The 20,871-nt window shown below is 41.5% G+C and carries 21 protein-coding genes; 16 read left to right on the top strand and 5 right to left on the bottom strand.

Translation table 11 applies throughout. The annotated features are described in order from the left end of the window. Positions 1-514: 514 nt before the first annotated feature. The gene (gene lpdA / locus VK664_RS02710; protein ID WP_461397064.1) at positions 515-1,918 is read right to left on the bottom strand and encodes a dihydrolipoyl dehydrogenase; all 1,404 of its coding nucleotides are present in this window, start codon (positions 1,916-1,918) and stop codon (positions 515-517) included. A 208-nt stretch (positions 1,919-2,126) separates the two neighbouring features. Between lpdA and VK664_RS02715 the strand changes: the two genes are divergently transcribed. The 13 genes from VK664_RS02715 to VK664_RS02775 all read left to right on the top strand — a co-directional run bounded on the left by VK664_RS02715 (position 2,127) and on the right by VK664_RS02775 (position 11,909). Continuing rightward, positions 2,127-3,275 (top strand): serine hydrolase domain-containing protein, encoded by a 1,149-nt coding sequence (locus VK664_RS02715; RefSeq protein WP_461397065.1) that lies wholly within the window; start codon positions 2,127-2,129, stop codon positions 3,273-3,275. A gap of 131 nt (positions 3,276-3,406) precedes the next feature. Further along, positions 3,407-4,144, top strand: coding sequence for a bacillithiol biosynthesis deacetylase BshB1 (gene bshB1 / locus VK664_RS02720; protein ID WP_461397066.1), 738 nt, complete (start codon positions 3,407-3,409; stop codon positions 4,142-4,144). Between the two features lie 261 nt (positions 4,145-4,405). Further along, on the top strand, positions 4,406-5,473 hold the full coding sequence (locus VK664_RS02725; protein ID WP_461397067.1) for a fatty acid desaturase family protein: 1,068 nt from the start codon (positions 4,406-4,408) through the stop codon (positions 5,471-5,473). A 222-nt stretch (positions 5,474-5,695) separates the two neighbouring features. Next, on the top strand, positions 5,696-6,565 hold the full coding sequence (locus tag VK664_RS02730; RefSeq protein ID WP_461397068.1) for a carbon-nitrogen hydrolase: 870 nt from the start codon (positions 5,696-5,698) through the stop codon (positions 6,563-6,565). 263 nt (positions 6,566-6,828) lie between these two features. Next, entirely contained in the window at positions 6,829-7,227 is a 399-nt protein-coding gene (locus VK664_RS02735) for a hypothetical protein (protein ID WP_461397069.1), read from the top strand. Positions 7,228-7,348: 121 nt separating this feature from the next. Continuing rightward, complete coding sequence (infA, locus tag VK664_RS02740; protein WP_458925028.1) at positions 7,349-7,567, top strand: translation initiation factor IF-1; 219 nt, start codon at positions 7,349-7,351, stop codon at positions 7,565-7,567. Positions 7,568-7,585: 18 nt separating this feature from the next. Then, complete coding sequence (gene ykgO / locus VK664_RS02745; RefSeq protein ID WP_461397070.1) at positions 7,586-7,702, top strand: type B 50S ribosomal protein L36; 117 nt, start codon at positions 7,586-7,588, stop codon at positions 7,700-7,702. 93 nt (positions 7,703-7,795) lie between these two features. Continuing rightward, positions 7,796-8,176: a 30S ribosomal protein S13 gene (rpsM, locus tag VK664_RS02750; RefSeq protein ID WP_461397071.1), complete on the top strand. Its 381-nt coding sequence runs from the start codon at positions 7,796-7,798 to the stop codon at positions 8,174-8,176. A gap of 158 nt (positions 8,177-8,334) precedes the next feature. After that, complete coding sequence (gene rpsK, locus VK664_RS02755; protein WP_461397072.1) at positions 8,335-8,736, top strand: 30S ribosomal protein S11; 402 nt, start codon at positions 8,335-8,337, stop codon at positions 8,734-8,736. 134 nt (positions 8,737-8,870) lie between these two features. Continuing rightward, complete coding sequence (gene rpsD / locus VK664_RS02760) at positions 8,871-9,476, top strand: 30S ribosomal protein S4 (protein ID WP_461397073.1); 606 nt, start codon at positions 8,871-8,873, stop codon at positions 9,474-9,476. Between the two features lie 87 nt (positions 9,477-9,563). Continuing rightward, positions 9,564-10,565: a DNA-directed RNA polymerase subunit alpha gene (locus tag VK664_RS02765; protein ID WP_458923112.1), complete on the top strand. Its 1,002-nt coding sequence runs from the start codon at positions 9,564-9,566 to the stop codon at positions 10,563-10,565. A 127-nt stretch (positions 10,566-10,692) separates the two neighbouring features. Continuing rightward, positions 10,693-11,208 carry a 50S ribosomal protein L17 gene (gene rplQ, locus VK664_RS02770; RefSeq protein WP_461397074.1) on the top strand — a complete coding sequence of 172 codons (516 nt, stop codon included), beginning with the start codon at positions 10,693-10,695 and terminating at the stop codon, positions 11,206-11,208. Positions 11,209-11,552: 344 nt separating this feature from the next. Then, positions 11,553-11,909 carry a hypothetical protein gene (locus VK664_RS02775; RefSeq protein WP_461397075.1) on the top strand — a complete coding sequence of 119 codons (357 nt, stop codon included), beginning with the start codon at positions 11,553-11,555 and terminating at the stop codon, positions 11,907-11,909. 176 nt (positions 11,910-12,085) lie between these two features. Here the strand turns inward: VK664_RS02775 and VK664_RS02780 are convergent, their stop codons facing one another. Next, a complete protein-coding gene (locus VK664_RS02780) occupies positions 12,086-13,078 on the bottom strand; it encodes a hypothetical protein (RefSeq protein ID WP_461397076.1) in 993 nt (330 codons plus the stop codon). A gap of 254 nt (positions 13,079-13,332) precedes the next feature. Between VK664_RS02780 and carA the strand changes: the two genes are divergently transcribed. Together carA and aroQ are read left to right on the top strand one after the other, a co-directional pair. After that, on the top strand, positions 13,333-14,439 hold the full coding sequence (carA, locus tag VK664_RS02785; protein ID WP_461397077.1) for a glutamine-hydrolyzing carbamoyl-phosphate synthase small subunit: 1,107 nt from the start codon (positions 13,333-13,335) through the stop codon (positions 14,437-14,439). A gap of 99 nt (positions 14,440-14,538) precedes the next feature. Beyond that, positions 14,539-14,955 carry a type II 3-dehydroquinate dehydratase gene (aroQ, locus tag VK664_RS02790; RefSeq protein WP_461397078.1) on the top strand — a complete coding sequence of 139 codons (417 nt, stop codon included), beginning with the start codon at positions 14,539-14,541 and terminating at the stop codon, positions 14,953-14,955. A gap of 99 nt (positions 14,956-15,054) precedes the next feature. Here aroQ and VK664_RS02795 read toward each other — a convergent pair whose 3' ends face one another. The 3 genes from VK664_RS02795 to VK664_RS02805 all read right to left on the bottom strand — a co-directional run bounded on the left by VK664_RS02795 (position 15,055) and on the right by VK664_RS02805 (position 20,033). Continuing rightward, positions 15,055-18,141: a glycosyltransferase family 117 protein gene (locus VK664_RS02795; protein ID WP_461397079.1), complete on the bottom strand. Its 3,087-nt coding sequence runs from the start codon at positions 18,139-18,141 to the stop codon at positions 15,055-15,057. A 167-nt stretch (positions 18,142-18,308) separates the two neighbouring features. Then, positions 18,309-18,929, bottom strand: a complete 621-nt coding sequence (locus tag VK664_RS02800) for a c-type cytochrome (RefSeq protein WP_461397080.1) — start codon at positions 18,927-18,929, stop codon at positions 18,309-18,311. Between the two features lie 468 nt (positions 18,930-19,397). Further along, a complete protein-coding gene (locus VK664_RS02805) occupies positions 19,398-20,033 on the bottom strand; it encodes a peptidylprolyl isomerase (RefSeq protein WP_461397081.1) in 636 nt (211 codons plus the stop codon). 178 nt (positions 20,034-20,211) lie between these two features. On the opposite strand from VK664_RS02805, the gene VK664_RS02810 reads away from it, so the two are divergent. Next, on the top strand, positions 20,212-20,871 hold the full coding sequence (locus tag VK664_RS02810) for a toxin-antitoxin system YwqK family antitoxin (protein WP_461397082.1): 660 nt from the start codon (positions 20,212-20,214) through the stop codon (positions 20,869-20,871).

A 20,871-nucleotide genomic window follows, 5' to 3' on the forward strand; every position in this document is an offset into this window, starting at 1 on the left:
CGACAACTGTGATGGGGGTTGATTTCGCATAGCCAGGTTGAAACCCCGGGGGATGAATGATGCATTATGATTGAACGTTGAATCATCACAACCCCGGTGGTGGATGATTTCGCGTAGCCCAGGGAGAAATCCCGGGATGATTTCGCGTTGTCCAGGGAGAAATCCCGGGATGATTTCGCATAGCCCAGGGTGAAACCCCGGGCTGGGCATGATTAGGAAAATATAGCTGAAATAAACAAGAGCACTAACACCAGGATCGCAAGTAGTTTTTTCATAGGTAACAGAACATTTCCATGAAAACGGAAGATAAATGCTATTGGTATTTCCGCCAGAAAAATTCTCTAAAAACTAATGATAAACCCCAATATATTGCTCGCAAAAAACTTATAAAAACAAATTCCCCGCCTTTCAAGACGGGGAACCTAAAAAATATCTCTAATAACTCTAACTTCAAACACACTCACCACTCACCACTTACCACTTAACTCATAACTCATCACTCATAATTCATAACTCATAAATGGATTGCTTCTCCATACGCCACTTCAATCGCGTCTTTAATTCCCTCGCTGATGGTTGGGTGCGGATGGATGCTGTTGAGTACTTCATGATATGTGGTTTCAAGTTTGCGTGCGGTAACAGTCTGGACGATTATCTCCGTTACATTGTAACCAATCATATGTGTACCCAGCCATTCGCCGTATTTTGCGTCAAAGATTACTTTCACAAAACCTTCGGTATGCCCGGCTGCTGAAGCCTTTCCGGATGCGCTCATCGGAAACTTACCAACCTTCACTTCATAACCGGCATCCTTAGCCTGTTTTTCTGTATAGCCAACTGAAGCAACTTCCGGACTACAGTAAGTACATCCGGGAACATTGTTGTAATCAAGTGCTTCAGGTTGGTGAGCATGCTTCTTTTCAGCATAAGCGATTGCTTCAACACAAATAATTCCTTCCTTCGAAGCAACATGTGCCAGTGCCTGACCGGGAGCGCAATCTCCGATGGAATAAAATCCCTCCACGTTGGTTTTATAAAATTTATCAACGGCAACACGTCCTTTATCGGTTTTGATGCCGAGCGTTTCAAGTCCGATGTTTTCAATGTTAGCACTAACACCAACTGCGCTCAATACCACTTCTGCTTCAAGAACAATTTCACCATTTGGTGTTTTCACTTTTGCTTTAACGCCATTGCCTGAAGTGTCAAGGCTAAGTACTTCAGAGCTGGTTAACACTTCGATCCCTGATTTTTTCAGGTTCTTTTCAAGTTCTTTTGAAATGTCTTCATCTTCAACAGGAACCACCCTTGGCAAAAATTCAACAATGGTAACTTTTGTCCCCATGCTGTTATAAAAATATCCGAATTCAACACCAATAGCACCACTTCCAACAACTATCATGCTTTTAGGCAGGGATGGTAAAGACATGGCCTCGCGGTAACCTATTACTTTTTTGCCATCTTGTTTAAGATTTGGCAACTCACGGCTACGGGCACCTGTAGCAATGATAATGTGTTTGCCTTCAACCAGCTGGGTTTTTCCATCTGCCGCGGTCACTTCAATTTGTCCTTTAGCTTTAAGTACACCAGTACCCATCACCACATCAATCTTGTTTTTCTTCATCAGGAACTGGACGCCCCGGCTCATTTTATCAGCCACACCACGGCTGCGTTTGATCACCGCTTCAAAATTTGGCTGGCCACTAGCCTCAATACCAAAATCCTTAGAGTGTTTTATATAGTCAAAAACCTGGGCACTTTTCAAAAGAGCCTTTGTCGGTATACAACCCCAGTTGAGACAAACACCGCCGAGACTTTCTTTTTCAATGATAGCTGTTTTGAAACCCAGCTGCGAAGCTCGGATTGCTGCCACATAACCACCGGGACCGCTGCCAAGAACAATTACATCGTAGGCCATATTAATTTATTGATTTAATGTTTAGATGATGATTCATTCTGAAAATAAACGATTTGCGAAACTACTTCACATCGGGGAATTAGCCAAAACTCAACCGTTGGTGAAAGTCCTGCAATAAAACAGTAAAACGAGGCTTTTGTTCGCAAGTCATCTGCGCTGAATACCGCAGCTTAGGCCAAATCATTATATTCACTGAAAAATACTGCTTATGCTGAAGTTCCTGCGGATGCTTGCAATTATATTGGTGAGTTTGATTGCCCTGATTTCAATTTTCGCGCTGGTATCAGGCAAAACTTACCTGTTTAAGGCTGTAGCTTACAACTTTGCAGATATTGACGATTATACTATTTTCCCCAATAACACGGTGAGCACTGGCAATCCACAGCCACTCCTTGTTTCAGCAGATCTTAATAAAACAAAACTGCCGCCGGATCTTGATAGTCTACTTAGAAAGCTCGAAACAGTTTCATTCCTGGTTATTAAAAATGACCAGGTAATAATGGAACATTACTGGGACGGTTATAGCGATTCCTCTTTGTCAAATTCTTTTTCAATGGCAAAAAGCATTACCAGCCTCCTCATTGGTACTGCCATTAAAGATGGCCTTATTGGTTCTGTAAATGATCCTGTAGGTAAATACCTGCCGGAATTTAATGAGGGCAGAAAAAAGGAGCTTAAGATTGTTGACCTGCTTACCATGAGTAGTGGAAGCGACTGGGATGAATCCTATGCAAATCCTTTATCTGTAACAACTGAAATCTATTATGGCGATCACGCCAATGAAACAGCAGCCAGCGTAAACATCGTGAAGACACCGGGATCTGAACATAATTATAAGTCGGGGGACACGCAGTTACTTGGTATGATCATTGAAAAAGTAACCGGAAAGTCTCTCAGCAGTTATGCCTCCGAAAAGTTATGGAAGCCACTTGGCGCTGAACATCCGGCGCTATGGAGCGCAGACAAAGAAGGTGGTAACGAAAAAGCTTATTGTTGCTTCAATTCAAATGCACGTGATTTTGCCCGTATTGGCCTGATGATGCTGGACAGTGGCAGATGGAAGGGTAATGAAATCATCAGCAGGGATTATTTTGAAGCTTCGGTTAAGCCATGTATGATCCCTGATGAAAAAGGAAATGCCTGTAATTATTATGGCTACCAATGGTGGATCTATCCCGATGAAGAAAGGATATTCTATGCAAGAGGTATCCTGGGCCAGTACATCATAGTAATACCTTCAAAAAAGGTAGTAATGGTAAGGCTTGGTAAAAAAAGATCTTCCAAAAGAATCAATAATACCTTCGAAGAAGTTGATCAGATGATTAATTTTGCAAAAAAACATTTAAGAGAATTATGAATTAAGAGTTATGAATTATGAAACCAGTTATGAAATGATTAATTAATTCATAACTCCTGATTTCTAAACTCCTTTCATAATTCATAACTCATAATTCATAATTTTTTTAAACAATTCAAGATAAATAAGACATGAAACTGGACATACTGGCCATAGGCGTTCATCCTGATGATGTAGAACTGGGGTGTTCGGGCACTATAATCAATGAAATAAGGCTTGGGAAAAAAGTTGGGATCGTTGATCTTACACAGGGGGAACTTGGAACCCGTGGCTCTATTGAAACAAGATATGCAGAAGCTGCTGCTGCAGCAAAGACCATGGGTGTGAGTATAAGGGAGAACCTGAAATTCAGGGATGGTTTTTTTAAAAACGATGAAGAACATGTTCTGAAACTGATAGCAGCGATCCGGAAATATCAGCCTGATGTAATACTGGGGAATGTGCTGGATGATCGTCACCCGGATCATGGAAGAGCCGGACACCTTATTGCTGATGCAGCATACCTGTCAGGCCTGGTAAAAATCGAAACGCGTAACGAATCGGGACGGTTGCAGGAAAAATGGCGGCCAAAGATTGTCTTGCATTATATTCAGGACTGGTATCATGAACCAGATCTGCTGATCGATATCAGTGATGTGTTTGAACAAAGAATGAAGGCAATAGAGGCATATTCAACACAGTTCTTTAATTCGGAAGGAGACCAGGATGGGCCCGTAACCTATATCTCAACACCTGATTTCCTGGACAGTGTTATCGCAAGAGCAAGAATGCTGGGCAAAAGACTTGGAGTAAAATATGCAGAAGGATTTATCAGCCAGAAAAAGATCGGCATCAAATCGCTTGATTCAATTATACAGGTTGAAACCTGAATCTATAAAGGTTTTAAATCCTGGAACTGACTAATATAAACCCTGGAACTGACTCTTAAAGTTTTTGAAATTCCTGAAACAATAGACTGTTCTCAGCGTTTTATCAAAAACGAAGCTATTTAAGGGTTTTTCAGTAAGAAACCTTAAATTAATGTAAGGGTTCTTCAATCTTACACTATTCTGACTTAAATGCAGGCGGATAAGCGTAGATTTGCGTCTGTTTATCAACTTTGTAATTGTCCAAAAATTTAATTTTCTAATATGATAATGCCAAAATTCTCTTCAGTTCCTACTTCATTTCATGGCGAACTGAAAAAGAGAATATCTGCGTATTTCCAGGAATCAGGTAAACCTTCTACCGGCAACTTTCACCTTTACTTCAAAGCGATCGTACTTGTTTTAGGTCTTATCGGTACCTATATTCACCTGGTATTCTTCACGCCGCCCGTTTGGCTGGCGTTGATTGAATGCATTGCACTCGGCGGCTTCACAGCTGCCATCGGTTTTAACGTGATGCATGATGGCGGGCATGGAAGCTTCAGCCGTTACAAATGGGTGAATGACCTCGCTGCATTGTCACTCAATTTTCTTGGTGCAAATATTTTTATGTGGAAAACAAAACACAATGTAATCCACCACGCATATACAAACGTTGACGGCCTTGATGATGATATTGACGCGAAACCATTCCTTCGTTTGTGCGACACTCAGAAATTCTACAAGATTCATAAATATCAACACCTCTATTTTTGGGCGGCTTATTCTTTACTGTACCTGTACTGGATCTTTGTTACAGATTACAAAAAGTACTTCCTGAAAAGAGTTGGAAGCGTGCCTTTGAAAAAGATGACACGTATGGATCATATTTCATTCTGGGCCTTCAAAGTGTTGCACCTGCTCCTTTTCGTGGCATTACCGATAGCAGTGGTTGGAGTTGGTAATTGGGCGATAGGCTTCCTGGTTTATGGATTGTTTTCAGGTTTCATCTTAAGTATTGTGTTCCAGTTAGCTCATACAGTTGAACACACACATTTCCCGATGCCAGATGAAAAAACAGGCAGACTTGAAGATGAGTGGGCTGTGCACCAGATTAAAACAACCGCGAATTTCGCAACAGGTAACAAGGTTATCTGCTGGCTGGTTGGCGGATTGAATTTCCAGGTTGAACATCATCTTTTCCCAAAGATTTCCCACGTACATTATCCTGCTATCAGCAAGATCATCAAACAGGCTTGCCAGGAATACGGTATAAACTATATTGAATATCCACGTATGCGCCTTGCAGTTGCATCGCATGTGGCATATCTCAGGCAGATGGGGCAGAATTAATAATTTGCTCTTCTGATAAAGAATTTGCTCTCTGAATAAAGCCCGGATAAAAGGATAATTTTTTAACCTTTTATCCGGGCTTTTACTTGAACAGATCTCAGTTTCATAAGCAGAAAATGTGTAATTTTGCGCCGTTTCTGAGCACCGGTTTCCGTTAATATAGAGCGCTGACAGTCTGCTTATCGAAATCACTTTTTTCCCAAGGTTTAAAAGGTTTGAATTATGGTTAAAATAGGAATGGTCCAGATGAGTTGTACCAGCGAAAAGTCGGAAAACCTGGCTAAAGCTGTTGCCAAGGTTAGGGAAGCAGCATCCAGAGGTGCGCAGATTATCTGTTTACAGGAGCTGTTTACATCCCTGTATTTCTGTGATGTGGAAGATTATGAATATTTCAACCTGGCAGAACCAATTCCCGGGCCATCTACTGAAACCCTCAGTACGGTAGCGGCAGAACTGGATGTTGTGATCATTGCCTCACTATTCGAGAAAAGAGCCCAGGGATTGTATCATAATACAACTGCAGTGATTGATGCTGACGGTAAATATCTTGGTAAATACCGCAAGATGCATATCCCGGATGATCCGGCTTATTACGAAAAGTTTTATTTCACGCCAGGCGATCTTGGTTACAAAGTCTGGAAAACCAAATATGCTACATTCGGAGTGCTGATCTGTTGGGATCAATGGTATCCCGAGGCAGCTCGAATTACCTCCCTGATGGGTGCGGAGATCCTGTTTTATCCGACAGCTATTGGCTGGGCAACTTCCCAGGATGAAGCCACTAATACGGAACAATACAATGCCTGGCAGACGATCCAGCGGAGTCATGCGGTGGCAAACGGAGTTCATGTGGTGAGTGTGAACAGGGTAGGATTTGAGCAGGAAGGTGCTATGAAATTCTGGGGAGGATCGTTTATCTGTAATCCTTTCGGAACTGTGCTTTACCGTGCTTCTCATGACCAGGAGGAAGTGATGGTGGAGGAGATAGACCTATCAAAAACGGATCGGTACCGTACACATTGGCCATTTCTGCGCGACAGAAGGATAGATTCATACGATCAGATCACGAAAAGGTATATCGACCAGGAGTAATTCTATCAACAGGTTAATTTCCAGCAAAGATTAACATAGGCAAAGGTTAGCATCCAGCAATGGTTAACATGAGGCAACGGTTAGCATCTGGCAAAGGTTAACTTGAAGCAAAGGTTAGTATCTGGCAAAGGTTAACTTCAGGGAAGGTTAGCATCTGGCCAGGTGAATTCACAGTCAGGAACAGCCGAATACTTGTGTGTTTTGACCTGCTGGCGGGATTTTTGCAAAAAATCCTTAATTTGATAGTCTAAAACATTTCTTATATGATCAAGTTGAGCGATTTAAAGGCGGGAGATATTGTAATGGCCGAATACGAGGGCCAGCAGTGGGAGGGCGTAGTGAAAGAGCTGAATAGGGAGGATAAAGAGATTTGTGTAGAAACATCGGTGCAGGAGTTCTGGTTTAAACCGGAGGAAGTGTACCCGATTGTTCTGGATGAAGCGCAGCTGATTAAACTGGGCTTTGAAAAACAGGAAAACGGTGACGGTTCCGTAAAATATAGCAAGAATTCATTCAGGATTCATTTGCCTAAAAAAGACGATTTCAGTAATATCGAAATCTGGTGGAGGGAGGATAAGCGAAGATTGCACCAGGCCATTTATGTGCATGAACTACAGAATCATTATCTCTCCATGACAAAAGTAGAGCTAAACCCAGCCTGAAAACGACGGTTTTAAGCGATATCAGCGGAAAATAGGGGACTTTTTACTTCAAAAGGTAAAAAGATCCTAATTTTTTCTTATTTCCCGCTGAATATCCTATCTTTGCGCTCCGAAAAATAGTATGGGTAAACAACCACTTATAAAACAGGATGGATCAATCATCGAAGCCCTTTCCAATGCAATGTTCAGGGTTAAGCTGGAAAATGGTCATGAAATATTGGCAACAATTTCAGGGAAGATGAGAATGAATTATATCAGGATTTTGCCTGGTGATAAAGTGGGAGTGGAGATGAGCCCTTATGATTTGACCAGGGGAAGGATCATTTTCAGGTATAAATAATAGTTTAAAACAGATATTATGAAAGTTCGTGCATCTATTAAAAAGCGCAGCGCTGATTGCAAAATCGTTCGCAGGAAGGGTATTTTGTATGTAATCAACAAAAAGAACCCAAGATTCAAACAAAGACAAGGATAAGATAGAAACCGGATTGTCAATTGTAATTGCATCTATGTCCTTTATCAATTGTGGTTACAATTGAAATTCAAAATATAAAAACAAAAATAAACTATGGCTCGTATTGCCGGTGTAGACTTACCAAAAACTAAAAGAGGCGAAATAGGCCTTACTTATATCTTTGGCATTGGCCTCACAACTGCTCAGTATATACTGAACAAAGCTGGGATAGATGTTAATAAGAAAGTAAATGAATGGAATGATGATGAGCTGAATGCTATCCGTACCATCATCACGAATGAATTTAAGGTTGAAGGTCAGCTTCGTTCTGAAGTTCAGATGAGCATCAAGCGTTTGCTTGATATCGCCTGCTACCGTGGTCTCCGTCATCGTAAAGGTTTGCCGGTTCGTGGACAACGTACACGTACCAACAGCCGTACCCGTAAAGGTAAACGTAAGACAGTTGCCGGTAAGAAGAAAGCCGCCAAGAAATAGTAAATAAAAATATTGAACCGGTGCCAGATACCCGTAAGGGAGTAGGATCGGTTCATTCCTGTAAAACACGGGACCTTCCTGTTTACGAACGGGACTTTCCCGTAGAAGACGGGACATATTCATAAATGTTAATTGATTACCTCCAATTGTATTGATTTATGGCAAAAGCACAAGCCAGCGCAAAAGCCGCTGCAAAAAAAAGAATTGTAAAGGTTGAGAACTATGGCGATGCTCACATCGTGGCAAGTTTCAACAACATCATCATCAGCATTACCAATAAGACCGGCCAGGTTATTTCCTGGAGCAGCGCAGGTAAGATGGGTTTTAAAGGTTCCAAGAAAAATACACCGTATGCAGCCCAGATGGCAGCAGCAGATGCAGCAAAAACTGCTTTTGATGCCGGGGTAAAGAAAGTGGATGTATTTGTAAAAGGTCCTGGTGCTGGGCGTGAAAGTTCAATCCGTTCTTTATCTAACTCAGGTATTGAGATAGTGATGATTAAAGACGTGACACCTTTACCACATAACGGTTGCCGTCCTCCTAAGAAAAGACGAGTATAACTTTTAATACAATTATTTGTTGTTTATTGGAGATCCAGTGAACAGCAAATAATTATTTTCATAAAAAGGTGTGCGATTCATTTTTAAGATTTTTACTGATCGTACATCGTAACTAAAAAATCATCTAAACAATTATGGCACGTTACACAGGACCTAAAACCAGGATCTGCCGGATTTTCGGCGAGCCGATCCTTGGAAATGGTAAGTATCTTACAAAAAACAGTTTTCCTCCAGGTCAGCACGGACCTACCCGTAAACGTAAGGCTCCGGGTGAGTATGCATTGCAATTGAAGGAAAAACAAAAAGCGAAATACACTTATGGTGTACTCGAGAAACAATTCCGTAAAACTTTTGAAGAAGCAGCACGTATCAAAGGTGTAACAGGTGAAAACCTGATTAAACTTCTTGAGGCGCGTCTCGATAATGCAGTTTACCGTTTAGGTCTTGCACCTTCACGCCCTGCTGCTCGTCAGCTTGTATCACATAAACACATTGCAGTAAATGGTGAGATCACAAACGTGCCATCATTCCAACTGAAACCAGGTGATGTGATCAGTCTGAAAGAAAAAGACAGAGCAAACACTGCGATAACAGGCCAGGCCCGTGGTAAGAATGTGAAATTCAGCTGGCTCGACTGGAGCGAATCAGAGTTCAAAGGAACTTTCATTACGTATCCGGAAAGAGAAAACGTTCCTGAGAATATCAAGGAACAGCTGATTGTGGAGTTGTATTCCAAGTAATGGTTACTGATGGGCAATTGATAATCCGTTTGCCTTGATAACTAAGACAGGTCAGAAAATCGTAAATCTAAAATCATATATAACAATATGGCCATTTTAAACTTCCAAAAGCCAGACAAAATTATTCTGCAAAAGGCCTCTGATTTCGAAGCTCAGTTCGAGTTTCGTCCTCTGGAGCCAGGATTTGGTGTAACCATTGGTAATGCTTTGCGTAGGGTATTGTTGAGTTCGCTGGAGGGATACGCTATCATCGGAATCCGTATTGAAGGGGTGGATCATGAATTCGCAACCATCAAGGGGATCTCTGAAGATGTAGTGGAAATCATTCTTAACCTGAAACAGGTTAGATTGAAGAAGAAAGTTGATCATGAGGTTGGTCAGGAAAAAATCACTTTAAGCATTAAGAATAAATCTGAATTTACTGCAGGGATGATCGGAGAAGCTACTCAAAGCTTCGATGTGATGAATCCTGAACTTCAGATCTGCGTGCTTGATACTTCTGCAAAACTGGATATTGAATTAACAATCTCCAAGGGACGTGGATATGTTCCGGCAGAAGATAATAAGATCAAAGACGCACCATTTGGTTATATCCCAACTGATGCGATCTTTACACCGATCAAAAACGTAAAGTATGCCATCGAGAATACTCGTGTGGAACAACGTACTGACTACGAAAAACTGATCATGGATGTTTCTACAGATGGTACCATCCACCCTGAAGAAGCGGTTAAACAAGCAAGCCGTATCCTGATTCAGCACCTGATGATCATCACTGATGAAAACATCACTTTCGACAGCAAAGAAGACAAAAAAGAAGATGTTGTAGATGAGCAAATGCTGCAACTCAGAAAGATCCTGAAGACTCCACTGGAAGACCTGGACCTCTCTGTACGTGCATTCAACTGTCTGAAAGCTGCAAAAATCAATTCACTCAGCGAACTGGTTCAATACGAGCAGGAAGACCTGATGAAATTCAGAAACTTTGGTCAGAAATCACTTGCTGAAATTGAGCAGGTGCTGGCTGAAAGAGGATTGCATTTCGGAATGGATCTGAGCAAACTCGGATTGGATAAAGAAGAGCTTTAATTATTTACGGGTAAAGGACCAGTGCCTTTAACCGTATTTTTTTATTAATAGTAGGCTGTAATTCCTGACACGGTACAGCCGGTAATTATTCACAGGGATCTGATGAAGATCCTCAAAATCACAAGTCATGCGTCACGGCGACAAAATTAAGAATCTAAGCAGAACCGCTTCTCACAGGAGGGCGTTGCTGAGCAACCTGGCCTGCCAGTTGTTTGAACACAAAAGAATTGTAACAACACTTGCAAAAGCAAAAGCGCTGCGTGTGTATGTTGAGCCCCTGATCACAAAAGGAAAAGACAATACAACTCACCAACGTCGTGTTGTATTCAGTTACCTCCAGGATAAAGTGGCTGTTCAGGAATTATTCAGCACCATTGCTGAAAAAATTGCTGGTCGCCCGGGTGGTTATACCCGTGTAATTAAACTTGGTATTCGTGCCGGGGATAATGCTGAAATGGGTATGATTGAACTGGTTGATTTCAACGAAGTTTACGGTAAGACAAAAGAAGAAGGCAAAGAAGGTGCAAAAAGAACCCGTCGTGGTCGTTCCACTGCTAAAAAAGCAGATGCTCCTAAAGATGCTTCGGAAGCAGCAGCTGCTCCATCAGCAGAAGCGCCGAAGGAAGAGAAGTCAGCGGAATAATTTGTTTGATAAATATCTAAAAGGCCCCTCTCCACATTGTGTGGTGAGGGGCCTTTTAGTGTTGCACCATGAAGGGAGATAAACCTGACAGTGTAAGTCTTTTATCAACTAGATTTAAATTTTTATAATATGTCTTAAGTTTTCATGACATGTATTTTGTATTCATAATATGTCGTTAAAATGAGTCAGAAAGGCTGGCCTTGGCACAAGTTTTTAAGAGTAGAACGTAGATATCACTAAAATAAAACCGGATATCATTAAAAGTTGAAGATGAAATATTTTTACCGGACCTGATACGGTATCATTTTTTGGTACTTAATTATATAAATTTAAAATGTTCAATTATGAAAAAATTATTGTTTGCCCTGATGGCTACTGCTATTTTTACTACTGCGGGATTTGCTCAGGATAAAGATAAAAGTGCAGCAGAATGGGACGCTAAAGTGAAATCTGAATTAAAGTTGACTTCAGATCAAATTGCGAAATATGATGCTGTGAGTAAAGAGTATAAAGGAAAAGCGGACGCGCTTTCGCAAGATGCTTCGATTTCAAAAGACGCTCAGAAAGAAGCTAAAATGAAGATGAAGGAAGAAAAGGAAACGAAGCTTGCTGCATTCCTAACTCCTGAACAAATGACCAAATACCGGGAAATGGTGAGCGAGAAAATGAAAAAGAAAGAAAAAAAGGCTGACAAGTCCTGATAACAAAATTTAATGATTTTAAAAAAGCCGACCCAATGGTCGGTTTTTTTTGGTACATGAGCCTGGGTACATGAGCCTGGCCAGGCAATTTTTGGCCCGTTAAGCCTGGCAGATAGTCCTATGCAATATGTGCTATGCAATATGTCCTTATTTACAAAGTGTAAGATTGCCTGGATTTATCTTTTTCTCTTTACAGTTGTCTTTGTATGGGTGACCTTTCCGTTTCTTCCATGCACGGTGGTGTTGGAACGGGTTGCATGGCGTTGTTTGTAAGTTTTATTAACTGTCACCGACCGCGTTGTCCTGGTAGTACGGAAATGGTTAACCGCAACCTGGTTCCTTGTTCTGACAGTTATTGATGTAACACGTGCGGGTCTGTATATAACTCTTGCACGGGCTACCCGCCTGGTTGGAACTATCACATACCTGTGACGATATTGATAGTGAAAAGGGCGGTATGCAGCCCGGCTCAATGGCCTCCATGGACGCCACCAGTTGGGCCTTGCATTCCATGACCAGGGTGATATCCATACCCGGTAACCAGGGGCGTATACGAACCTTACAGATGGCCAGGTCCATACATTTACAATAATGGCATCAACTGATCCAATTGAATGGAAATTACCGGCACCATCCCCTGGTAAATCCATAGAAATATTAGGACCGTGGGTTGCGGAATGTACAAAGCTGTAATCCGGATTATTATCGGTACTGGAAACGGCGTCTGAAGCAGCAGAGCCTTCCCAGGATGGTTCAACAATTGTCTCCTCACCATATATATCTTCATCACCTACTATCTGGATCAAGGCTGATCCGGTGCCATTTTTTTCGAGTTCTATCACCGCAATGTCCTGGTTCTCGGTCTCTGAAATAACAGCCTGTAACACAAAAATAAGAACATCATTTTCCTTCCGGTTAATAACCTTTATATAGTCAGTAGTTCCATCTTCGTTCAAATCAAGATTATTCACTTTGTTATCTTCTGCATTGAGCAGCTTTTCAAATTCTTCAGGGCTGTTGGCTTTTTTAAACATTTCCAGCGCGCCTTCCAGGCTGAAATCTGCACCGGGCAAGTGGGTTGAATCTGTATCAGCTTGTTGGGCAATTGATGAATACTGTAGTAATGTGAGGCAGACGAAAGAGATCGTCAAAAATTTTATTGTTTTCATAACAGGGTTGTTTGTAAGTTCAGACTGGCTGATTGTTAAAAGGTTTAACGGAATAGCAGAGGATTAAGTGTTAAACGAAGGTTGAATGAAAGGATACTCCTATTTAAGTAACTGGTAATCATCATACATGGTAAATAGAAATAGATAAGAAATAAAACCAGGTACCATACCGGACTTTGTTTGAGTGAGGAAAAAACGGGTATAAAATTTCCACGATCCTCCTGATAAATCTGTTTCTTTGCAAAACTTTTAAAATGGCTACAACTCAACATAAAACGGCTGTATTGTTGCTCGAAGATGGCACGGTACATTTTGGTAAAGCTTTTGGCAGGATTGGAACTACCTCAGGCGAAATTTGCTTTACAACAGGTATGACCGGCTACCAGGAAGTTTTTACTGATCCCAGTTACTACGGACAGGTTGTTATCATGAACAACGTGCATATTGGCAACTATGGTGTAAAGGATAGTGACGTTGAATCGTCCAACATAAAGATCCGCGGTTTAATAGCGCGTAACCTGGAAGAGCAGTATAGCCGTAAGATGGCGGTGGGTTCTGTTGAAGATTACCTTATTGCGAATAATATTGTTTGTATCGAAGATGTGGATACCCGTGCACTCGTAACCCATGTAAGACAACAGGGAGCTATGAACTGCATTATTTCTTCAGAGATTACCGATATCGAAGAACTGAAAAAGGAACTTGCAAAAACACCTTCAATGGCCGGCCTGGAACTGGCCAGTGTGGTGTCTACCGGTGAAGCGTATGCGCTAGGTGATGAGAGTTCTTCAATCCGTGTTGCTGTGCTGGATTATGGCACAAAAAAACACATCCTCGAATGTATGGTTGAGCGGGGTGCTTATGTAAAAGTGTTCCCGGCAAAAACAAAAATAGAAGAGTTGCGGGCCTTTAAACCAACAGGATATTTTATCTCAAATGGTCCTGGTGATCCGGCTTCTATGGAGTATGCAGTAAATACCGTGAAGGATATACTTGAAGAAAAAGTGCCAACATTTGGAATTTGTCTCGGCCACCAATTGCTTGCACTCGCTAATGATATTCCTACTTTCAAAATGCATCATGGTCATCGTGGTTTGAATCACCCGGTCAAAAATATTATCACCGGCATTTGCGAGATAACTACACAAAATCATGGTTTCGGCGTTGATCCTGAATCGGTCAAAAATTCTTCAAACGTAGAAATAACGCATGTGAATCTGAATGATAATTCTATCGAAGGTATAAGGATGAAAGACAGGCCCGCGTTTTCGGTGCAATATCACCCTGAAAGCACGCCTGGGCCTCATGATAGCAGGTATCTGTTTGATGATTTTATCAGGATGATTAAGGAGAGCGTTTAAGAATCTGTTTTATACTGACAAAAACTTATTGAAGCGTGCATTTAAAAAGATGCGCGCTTTTTCATTTAATTTTCTTATGAATGTGATTAACTTAGGATTATGAAAATTGCAATCATTAATGGACCGAATCTAAACCTTCTTGGCAAACGCGAACCTGGCGTATACGGGAACCAGTCATTCGAAGAATACTTCGAAACCTTAAAGGATCTATTTCCTGGAGTGAATATTACTTATTATCAGAGCAATATCGAAGGCGAGATTGTTGATGCAATTCAGAAGTTTGGTTTTGATTATGATGGTATTGTTATTAACCCCGCTGCATATACACACACCTCTGTAGCCATTGGTGATGCCATTGCTGCTATAAAAGCACCCGTCGTTGAAGTGCATATTTCAAACGTGCATGCCCGTGAGGACTTCCGGAAACTGTCTCATGTTTCTGCCAAAGCAAAAGGAAGTATTTTCGGTCTCGGCCTCAAAGGTTACGAGCTTGCCATAAGATCATTAATTGCTTAATTTATTCGCTAATTGAACTTTCTCAAAAGACTTGTGAAAGCTCAAGTGACTTGTGAAATCTCAATAGACTTGTGAACTAGCTCAATTGACTTGCCTGATTTATTTGCTTAAGTTATTTTCCCAGCTTTCTAACTGTCGCAATAATTGAAACGACGAAACTATGTCGTTTACAAAAGATAATTGCCTGTCTGCCAGGTCCGCCGGTTTGCCCTGCATCTGCTGATAGGCATATTGGGCAAGTTGTTCGTCCTGCAGGTATTCATCACCCAGTAAACGGTAATAATTAAGTTGTTGTCTTAAATCTTTTTTCAGGTCCGCGCTTATCTTCTTTGCCAATACCAGATCACCACTTAAATACGCAGCTCTCAGAAATTCAGAAGAAATAGCATTATGCTGATTACCACGGTTGGTCGTCATGCCATATGGAAGATTTGAGGACTTCACCTTGTTATCAAACTTTTGTAAAATTTCTCTGGCCCGATCCTTCCTGCCGGCGTTTGCAAGACTAATCGCAAGTTGAGCATGAGCCAGTTTGATAATATTTAACCGGCGACGATTGTCTTCATCCAGGTAAACGTCTTCTTTATCAGTATTGCCATATTCAAATTGATCCATTATGTGTTTATATGATCTCTCATTATCAACTTCCGAATTTTCTACCGGTACCAACCTGTAAACCAGGCCTTCCAGTCTTGCATATTTGTCAAGCCCCAACTCATTTAACGATGAATTTGAAGTAAAACAAACCGGCCTTTCAAAATTACTTGTGGCGATAATTGACAACATGGTGAGATCATTCCGAAGAAGATAATTTTTTCCGGATAAGTCCAGCTTCAGTTCATTTACAACACTGTCACCAGGGTTAACCAATCCACTTTTTTTGACTGCGTCTACATTTACCGGTACACTGAATTTGCGCATGGGCAAAAGATGATAGGTTTCGCCATCTTCAGTAGTTCCGGTGTAGCGTGGATCATCGCTGGCAACCACATTTTTTAATGTGCTGTGAAGATCATAGTATTTCTCCTGGTCGAAACCGGGAAGTTTTGAGTAATAGAGGACGTCACGTTTGTTCCCCTGGGTTTGTTCTTTCGTGAATATCACATCAAATGGTGCGCTTTCATTTACTTTATAGCGCAGCTGATTAAGATACCAATCGGTTCCGGTAAGTGTATTGACCATCACTCGTACGTCTGGCCTTATACCTTCCACTTCCTGTGCGAACCATAGCGGATAAGTATCATTGTCTTCGAAAGAAAAAAGAATGGCATTTTTCGGGCAACTTTCCAGGTAATCTTTTGCCATATCCCTGGCCAGCGTTTTTTTGGATCGGTCGTGATCATCCCATTCCTGTTCTGCCATTAGTAAAGGAACTGCCATACATAGAGATATGGTAATACAAGCTGCATGAACAGGTTTTATATAACGCCCTATCTGACTGCTGATCCATATTGATCCCAGTCCGATCCAAATGGCAAACGCATAAAAAGACCCGACAAAAGAATAATCTCTTTCCCGCGGCTGAAGGCCCGCCTGGTTTATGTAAATAACTATGGCAAGCCCGGTAAAAAAGAACAGGAGCAAATTCACGAGAAATTGTTGTCGGTTCTTTTTGTATTGAAAAAACATACCGGCAAGTCCTAATGCAAGCGGCAACATGAACAGTTCATTGTGAGCTTTATTGTTCAGACGAATGCTATCGGGTAGATTTTTCTGTGGACCATACATCACGTTATCAACGAAGGGTATACCACTTATCCAATTGCTGTCACGTATATTTCCATATCCCTGTAAATCGTTTTGTTTGCCGGCAAAATTCCACATGAAATAGCGCATATACATCCAGCCGGACTGGTATGATGCGAAATACCTGATATTGCTGGCCAGGGTAGGAGATTCCCCTTCCTCAAGCCCGGCATAGTTGCGGTAAACGCTGTGTTGGTTGCGATCATTGCCTGCATCCCACATGCGTGGAAACAGGTGGGCACCGGGTGCATTGGACCAGTCTGATTTTCCTGGTCTGCCGGCAGATACGTATTTGTTATCACTCTTTGTATAAATTTCTTTCCCTGGAATAACCGGCGCCTGTTCGGTGAAATCGGGTCCATAGATAATTGGCCAGTCGCCATATTGTTCACGTCCCAGGTAACCTTCGAGTGCAATTGGATTATCAACGTTAAACATATCCATGGCAGGATTTGCATTTGACCTGAGCATGGTCGTTAGATAGGTTGAATATCCAAGCAACATGAACATAAGGCTAAAGGTGCCTAGTTTTAAGAAATAATATTTTTTCTTTGATGCATAGCGAATTGTCAGCATCATTAATAAGGCAGTCAAAAGAAAAAAAGCAATGAAGCCGGAAAAAAACGGTAGCCCCAGGTTATTAACAAAGAAAACATCAAATGCACCGGCACCTTTTACGCTGTACTGGATAACGAATATCTGGACCAGGCCGGTTATCAGGCATCCGGTTAAAAACGCTAAGATGCTTCCCTTCAGCGTTACTCTATATTTTCTAAAGTAATAAATCATTACGATTGCCGGTATGGTAAGCAGGTTGAGCAAGTGGACGCCGATCGACAGGCCCATCAGGAAAAAGATCAATACCAGCCAGCGGTCTGCGCGAGGTTGATCAGCACGTTGTTCCCATTTAAGCCCGGCCCAGAATACGATAGCGGTGAAAAATGATGATAACGCATATACTTCTCCTTCAACGGCACTAAACCAAAATGAATCTGAAAATGTGTATGATAAAGCACCAACCACACCTGCACCCATTATTGTAAAAAGCTGTGAGTTTCTTAAGGGTAACTTATTATAGGCTTCCTTATTTTTGAGTTCCTTATTGTTGGGTTCGTTATTTTTCTGAACGATTTTTTTTGCGAAATAAGTGATCGTCCAGAATAAAAACAGGATGGTGAAGCCGCTGGCAATTGCACTCATTGAATTCACGGCAATCGCTGCTGTTGCCGGACTATCTCCAAACAGAATGACAAAAAAGCGGCCGATAAGCAGAAATAAAGGTGCACCTGGTGGATGCGGTATTTGTAATTTATACGCGCCCGAAATAAACTCACCTGTATCCCAGAAGCTGGTGGTTCTTTCCATTGTCATGAGATAAACAGTACATGCAATTACACATACCATCCAGCCGATAAGATTGTTTATCCGGTTGTAGTTCATACTTGATCGATTTTAATTGGCCGTAAGTTTTAGGGAAGACTATTGAATTTCGGAAAATATATTAAGGCAGCAAAATGAAATCCATAGCGGAGAGATTAAAATCACCCGTATGCATGAAATTGTTTCACACTTTCAAAAAATGATCTCTATTAATTGTAATACCCAAATTATTGGTTCCTGGCTAATACCGGAGGTGCTGGCTGGACAGATTTATTCTTAATAGGTTTAAGTGTTTTCAGATAAGCAAATACAGCCTTCAGTTCTTCATCGGTCATATGTTTGACTGGCATCATGGACATGGGGGGCACCAATGGTCTCGACCCGGCAATACCTTTGCTTACGCTATTTTTGACAGCATAAAGAAACTGTTCTTCTTTCCAATTGCCGATACCTGTTTCATCAGGTGTCAGGTTTGCCGCATAGGAAATTCCCCATGGACCGATCCAGGCGGTAAAATCTGCCGTGACTACTAATCCTTTGCTTTCCATTTGTTTCCTGTCAACATCCGGTGCAGGCAATTTCTCAGGATGTCCGGATAAAAGTAAGGTACTGTCATCAACCGGTCCCATGGATGTCATTTTCTTGGGAGTATGGCAATCATTGCAACCGCCAATTGTAACGAGGTGTTCGCCCCATTTGACCTGGGTTTCATAACCTCCAAAATTTGGCTTTTCTATTGCCGTTGTTGAAGCAGCTGCAGGTTCGGCGGATTTGTTCTCTGAACATCCGGTAAAAAAGATTGCAGCGAATGCTAAGCCCGTAACGAAGGGTGAATAAGACTTACTCATGATTGTTGGGGTTTATTGTGCATAATACTTGTATAGCCAAATAAAGGGAGTTATCCCATCTTTTGTTCACAAGGTTAAGCACATGAATAGCCCAAAGCAACGTCGAGGTTTAACAGTTTTCAGAGGACAGACCTTAATAATAGAAGGGTGGATTGTATTTAAGCAGTATATAACTTTCCCATTTTAGCTTCTGGAACTTTCCTTCGTCTAAATGGGTCAAGATTTTGACAAATCCATTGTGTTTCATCAGTATTTATTGGTAGAATCAGTCAACTTTTTCATCGCAATAGGGGCGACTCATATATCGTAGCCCTAAAAGGGGAGGTTTTTCTAAGTGTTTGGAAAGATATTATAATTTGGTAAAAACGTATCTTTTTTTATTTTAATGCTAAGCGCTGAACGTGGCAACGATGTCTTATATCTGACAACCTTCCTTAAATGGGACAACACCTCCTTGTAATTATCTTATTATAATAAAATTCTCATAATTAGTGCCGCAGCAATATCCTGTTTTGGATTTTGTGTTTTTTGCAAAATATGGACACCACTGGCTGTCCAGACTTTAAAGATTTCCCCTTTTTTTCGCTTAGCCATCTCCTTTTCGATGGCAGGGAGCATTGAGCCGGCAGCAAGCCAGCCAAGGTCACCTCTTTTGGCTAGTTCAGGGCCGGTGCTGTAAGTCATCACCATATCTTCAAAGGTGGCCGTTCCCGTACTTACCCGCTTCATGATGGATCCTGCCAGGGAATCAGCAAAACGTTTTGTATAAATGGAAGTATCGAGAAAGATCTGGCTCACGCGGTTGAAGCTACCCATCGACTTAGCAAGCACCTGCACCAGCACCCTTCCCTTGTCATAAGGGCCATAAACTTTCCCCACTTTACCACGGTAAGCAATACTGTCTCTTACTCCTCCAAACTGGGTAGTGCTGAAAATAAGTACCGTGTCCAGGATGAACTTCTTTTTTAACACATCTTTGACATACAAAGGCGGATTAGTCGATTTTTCGAGCTCAGATTTTAGCTGCGCTATTGTCTTTTTCTGGGCAAAAGCAAAGCCGGTAAACATTAACAGGAAGCCTATCAGAAAGATTCTCATTTTCATACTGCAAATTAATTAGTTAAGTCGAACAGTCGGGTCGAATTTGACAGTATAAGCCGGGGGTGGAACTACCGGATCGCGATTTAAGTGTTAATTTACATTGTTGATCGCAATCGGCCTGCCTGTTTGGCGTTATAATTGTGCAGGCTTATGGTGATTCTTTAAAGTAAACGACTTATACATGACCCGAATAATTTTTATCCTGACGCTGTTTATCTCAGTCAGTGCTTCTGCCCAGTGGAAGGACTTTCAGATTAACTCTAAGGGCGACACCCTTAACCGGGTTGATATGCAAGGCAAGAAGCAAGGGATCTGGGTTGTTAAGATTGAATCTCTCCGCGGCGAACCCGGGTATGAAGAGGAAGGTTATTATGTCGACGACCGTAAGGAAGGTGCATGGAGATTATTTAACCTGATGGGAGATATGGTGGGTAAAGAAAATTATCGTTGGGGTTATAAAGATGGGATCTGCCAGTATTTTTCAAAACATGGCGACCTGGTACTTGAACAGGGATGGAAAGCGCTGAATCCTGACAAAGTCTATGATACTATCCTTGTCGAAGACGTCGATAAACTTGATACTTACAGCAAAGTGGTTGTAAAAAATGAAGGTGCATCTCTTAAGCACGGGACCTGGAAATATTATGATTCAGAAACCGGCACACTTGTACGTACTGAAAACTTCACCCTTGGTAAAGCAGATGCAAATGCAGGCGCTGTTACGGCAAAACCTACTGATAAAAAGACGATAGCAAAACCTAAAGAGGTGCTGGATTTCGAAAAGAAAAACGCCGGCAAAAAGAAGATCAAGGTCAGAGATGGCAGTACCGGTGGCTTCTGA

Origin of the sequence: Flavitalea sp., from assembly GCF_035489435.1 — a bacterium.
GTDB lineage: Bacteria > Bacteroidota > Bacteroidia > Chitinophagales > Chitinophagaceae > DATHKG01.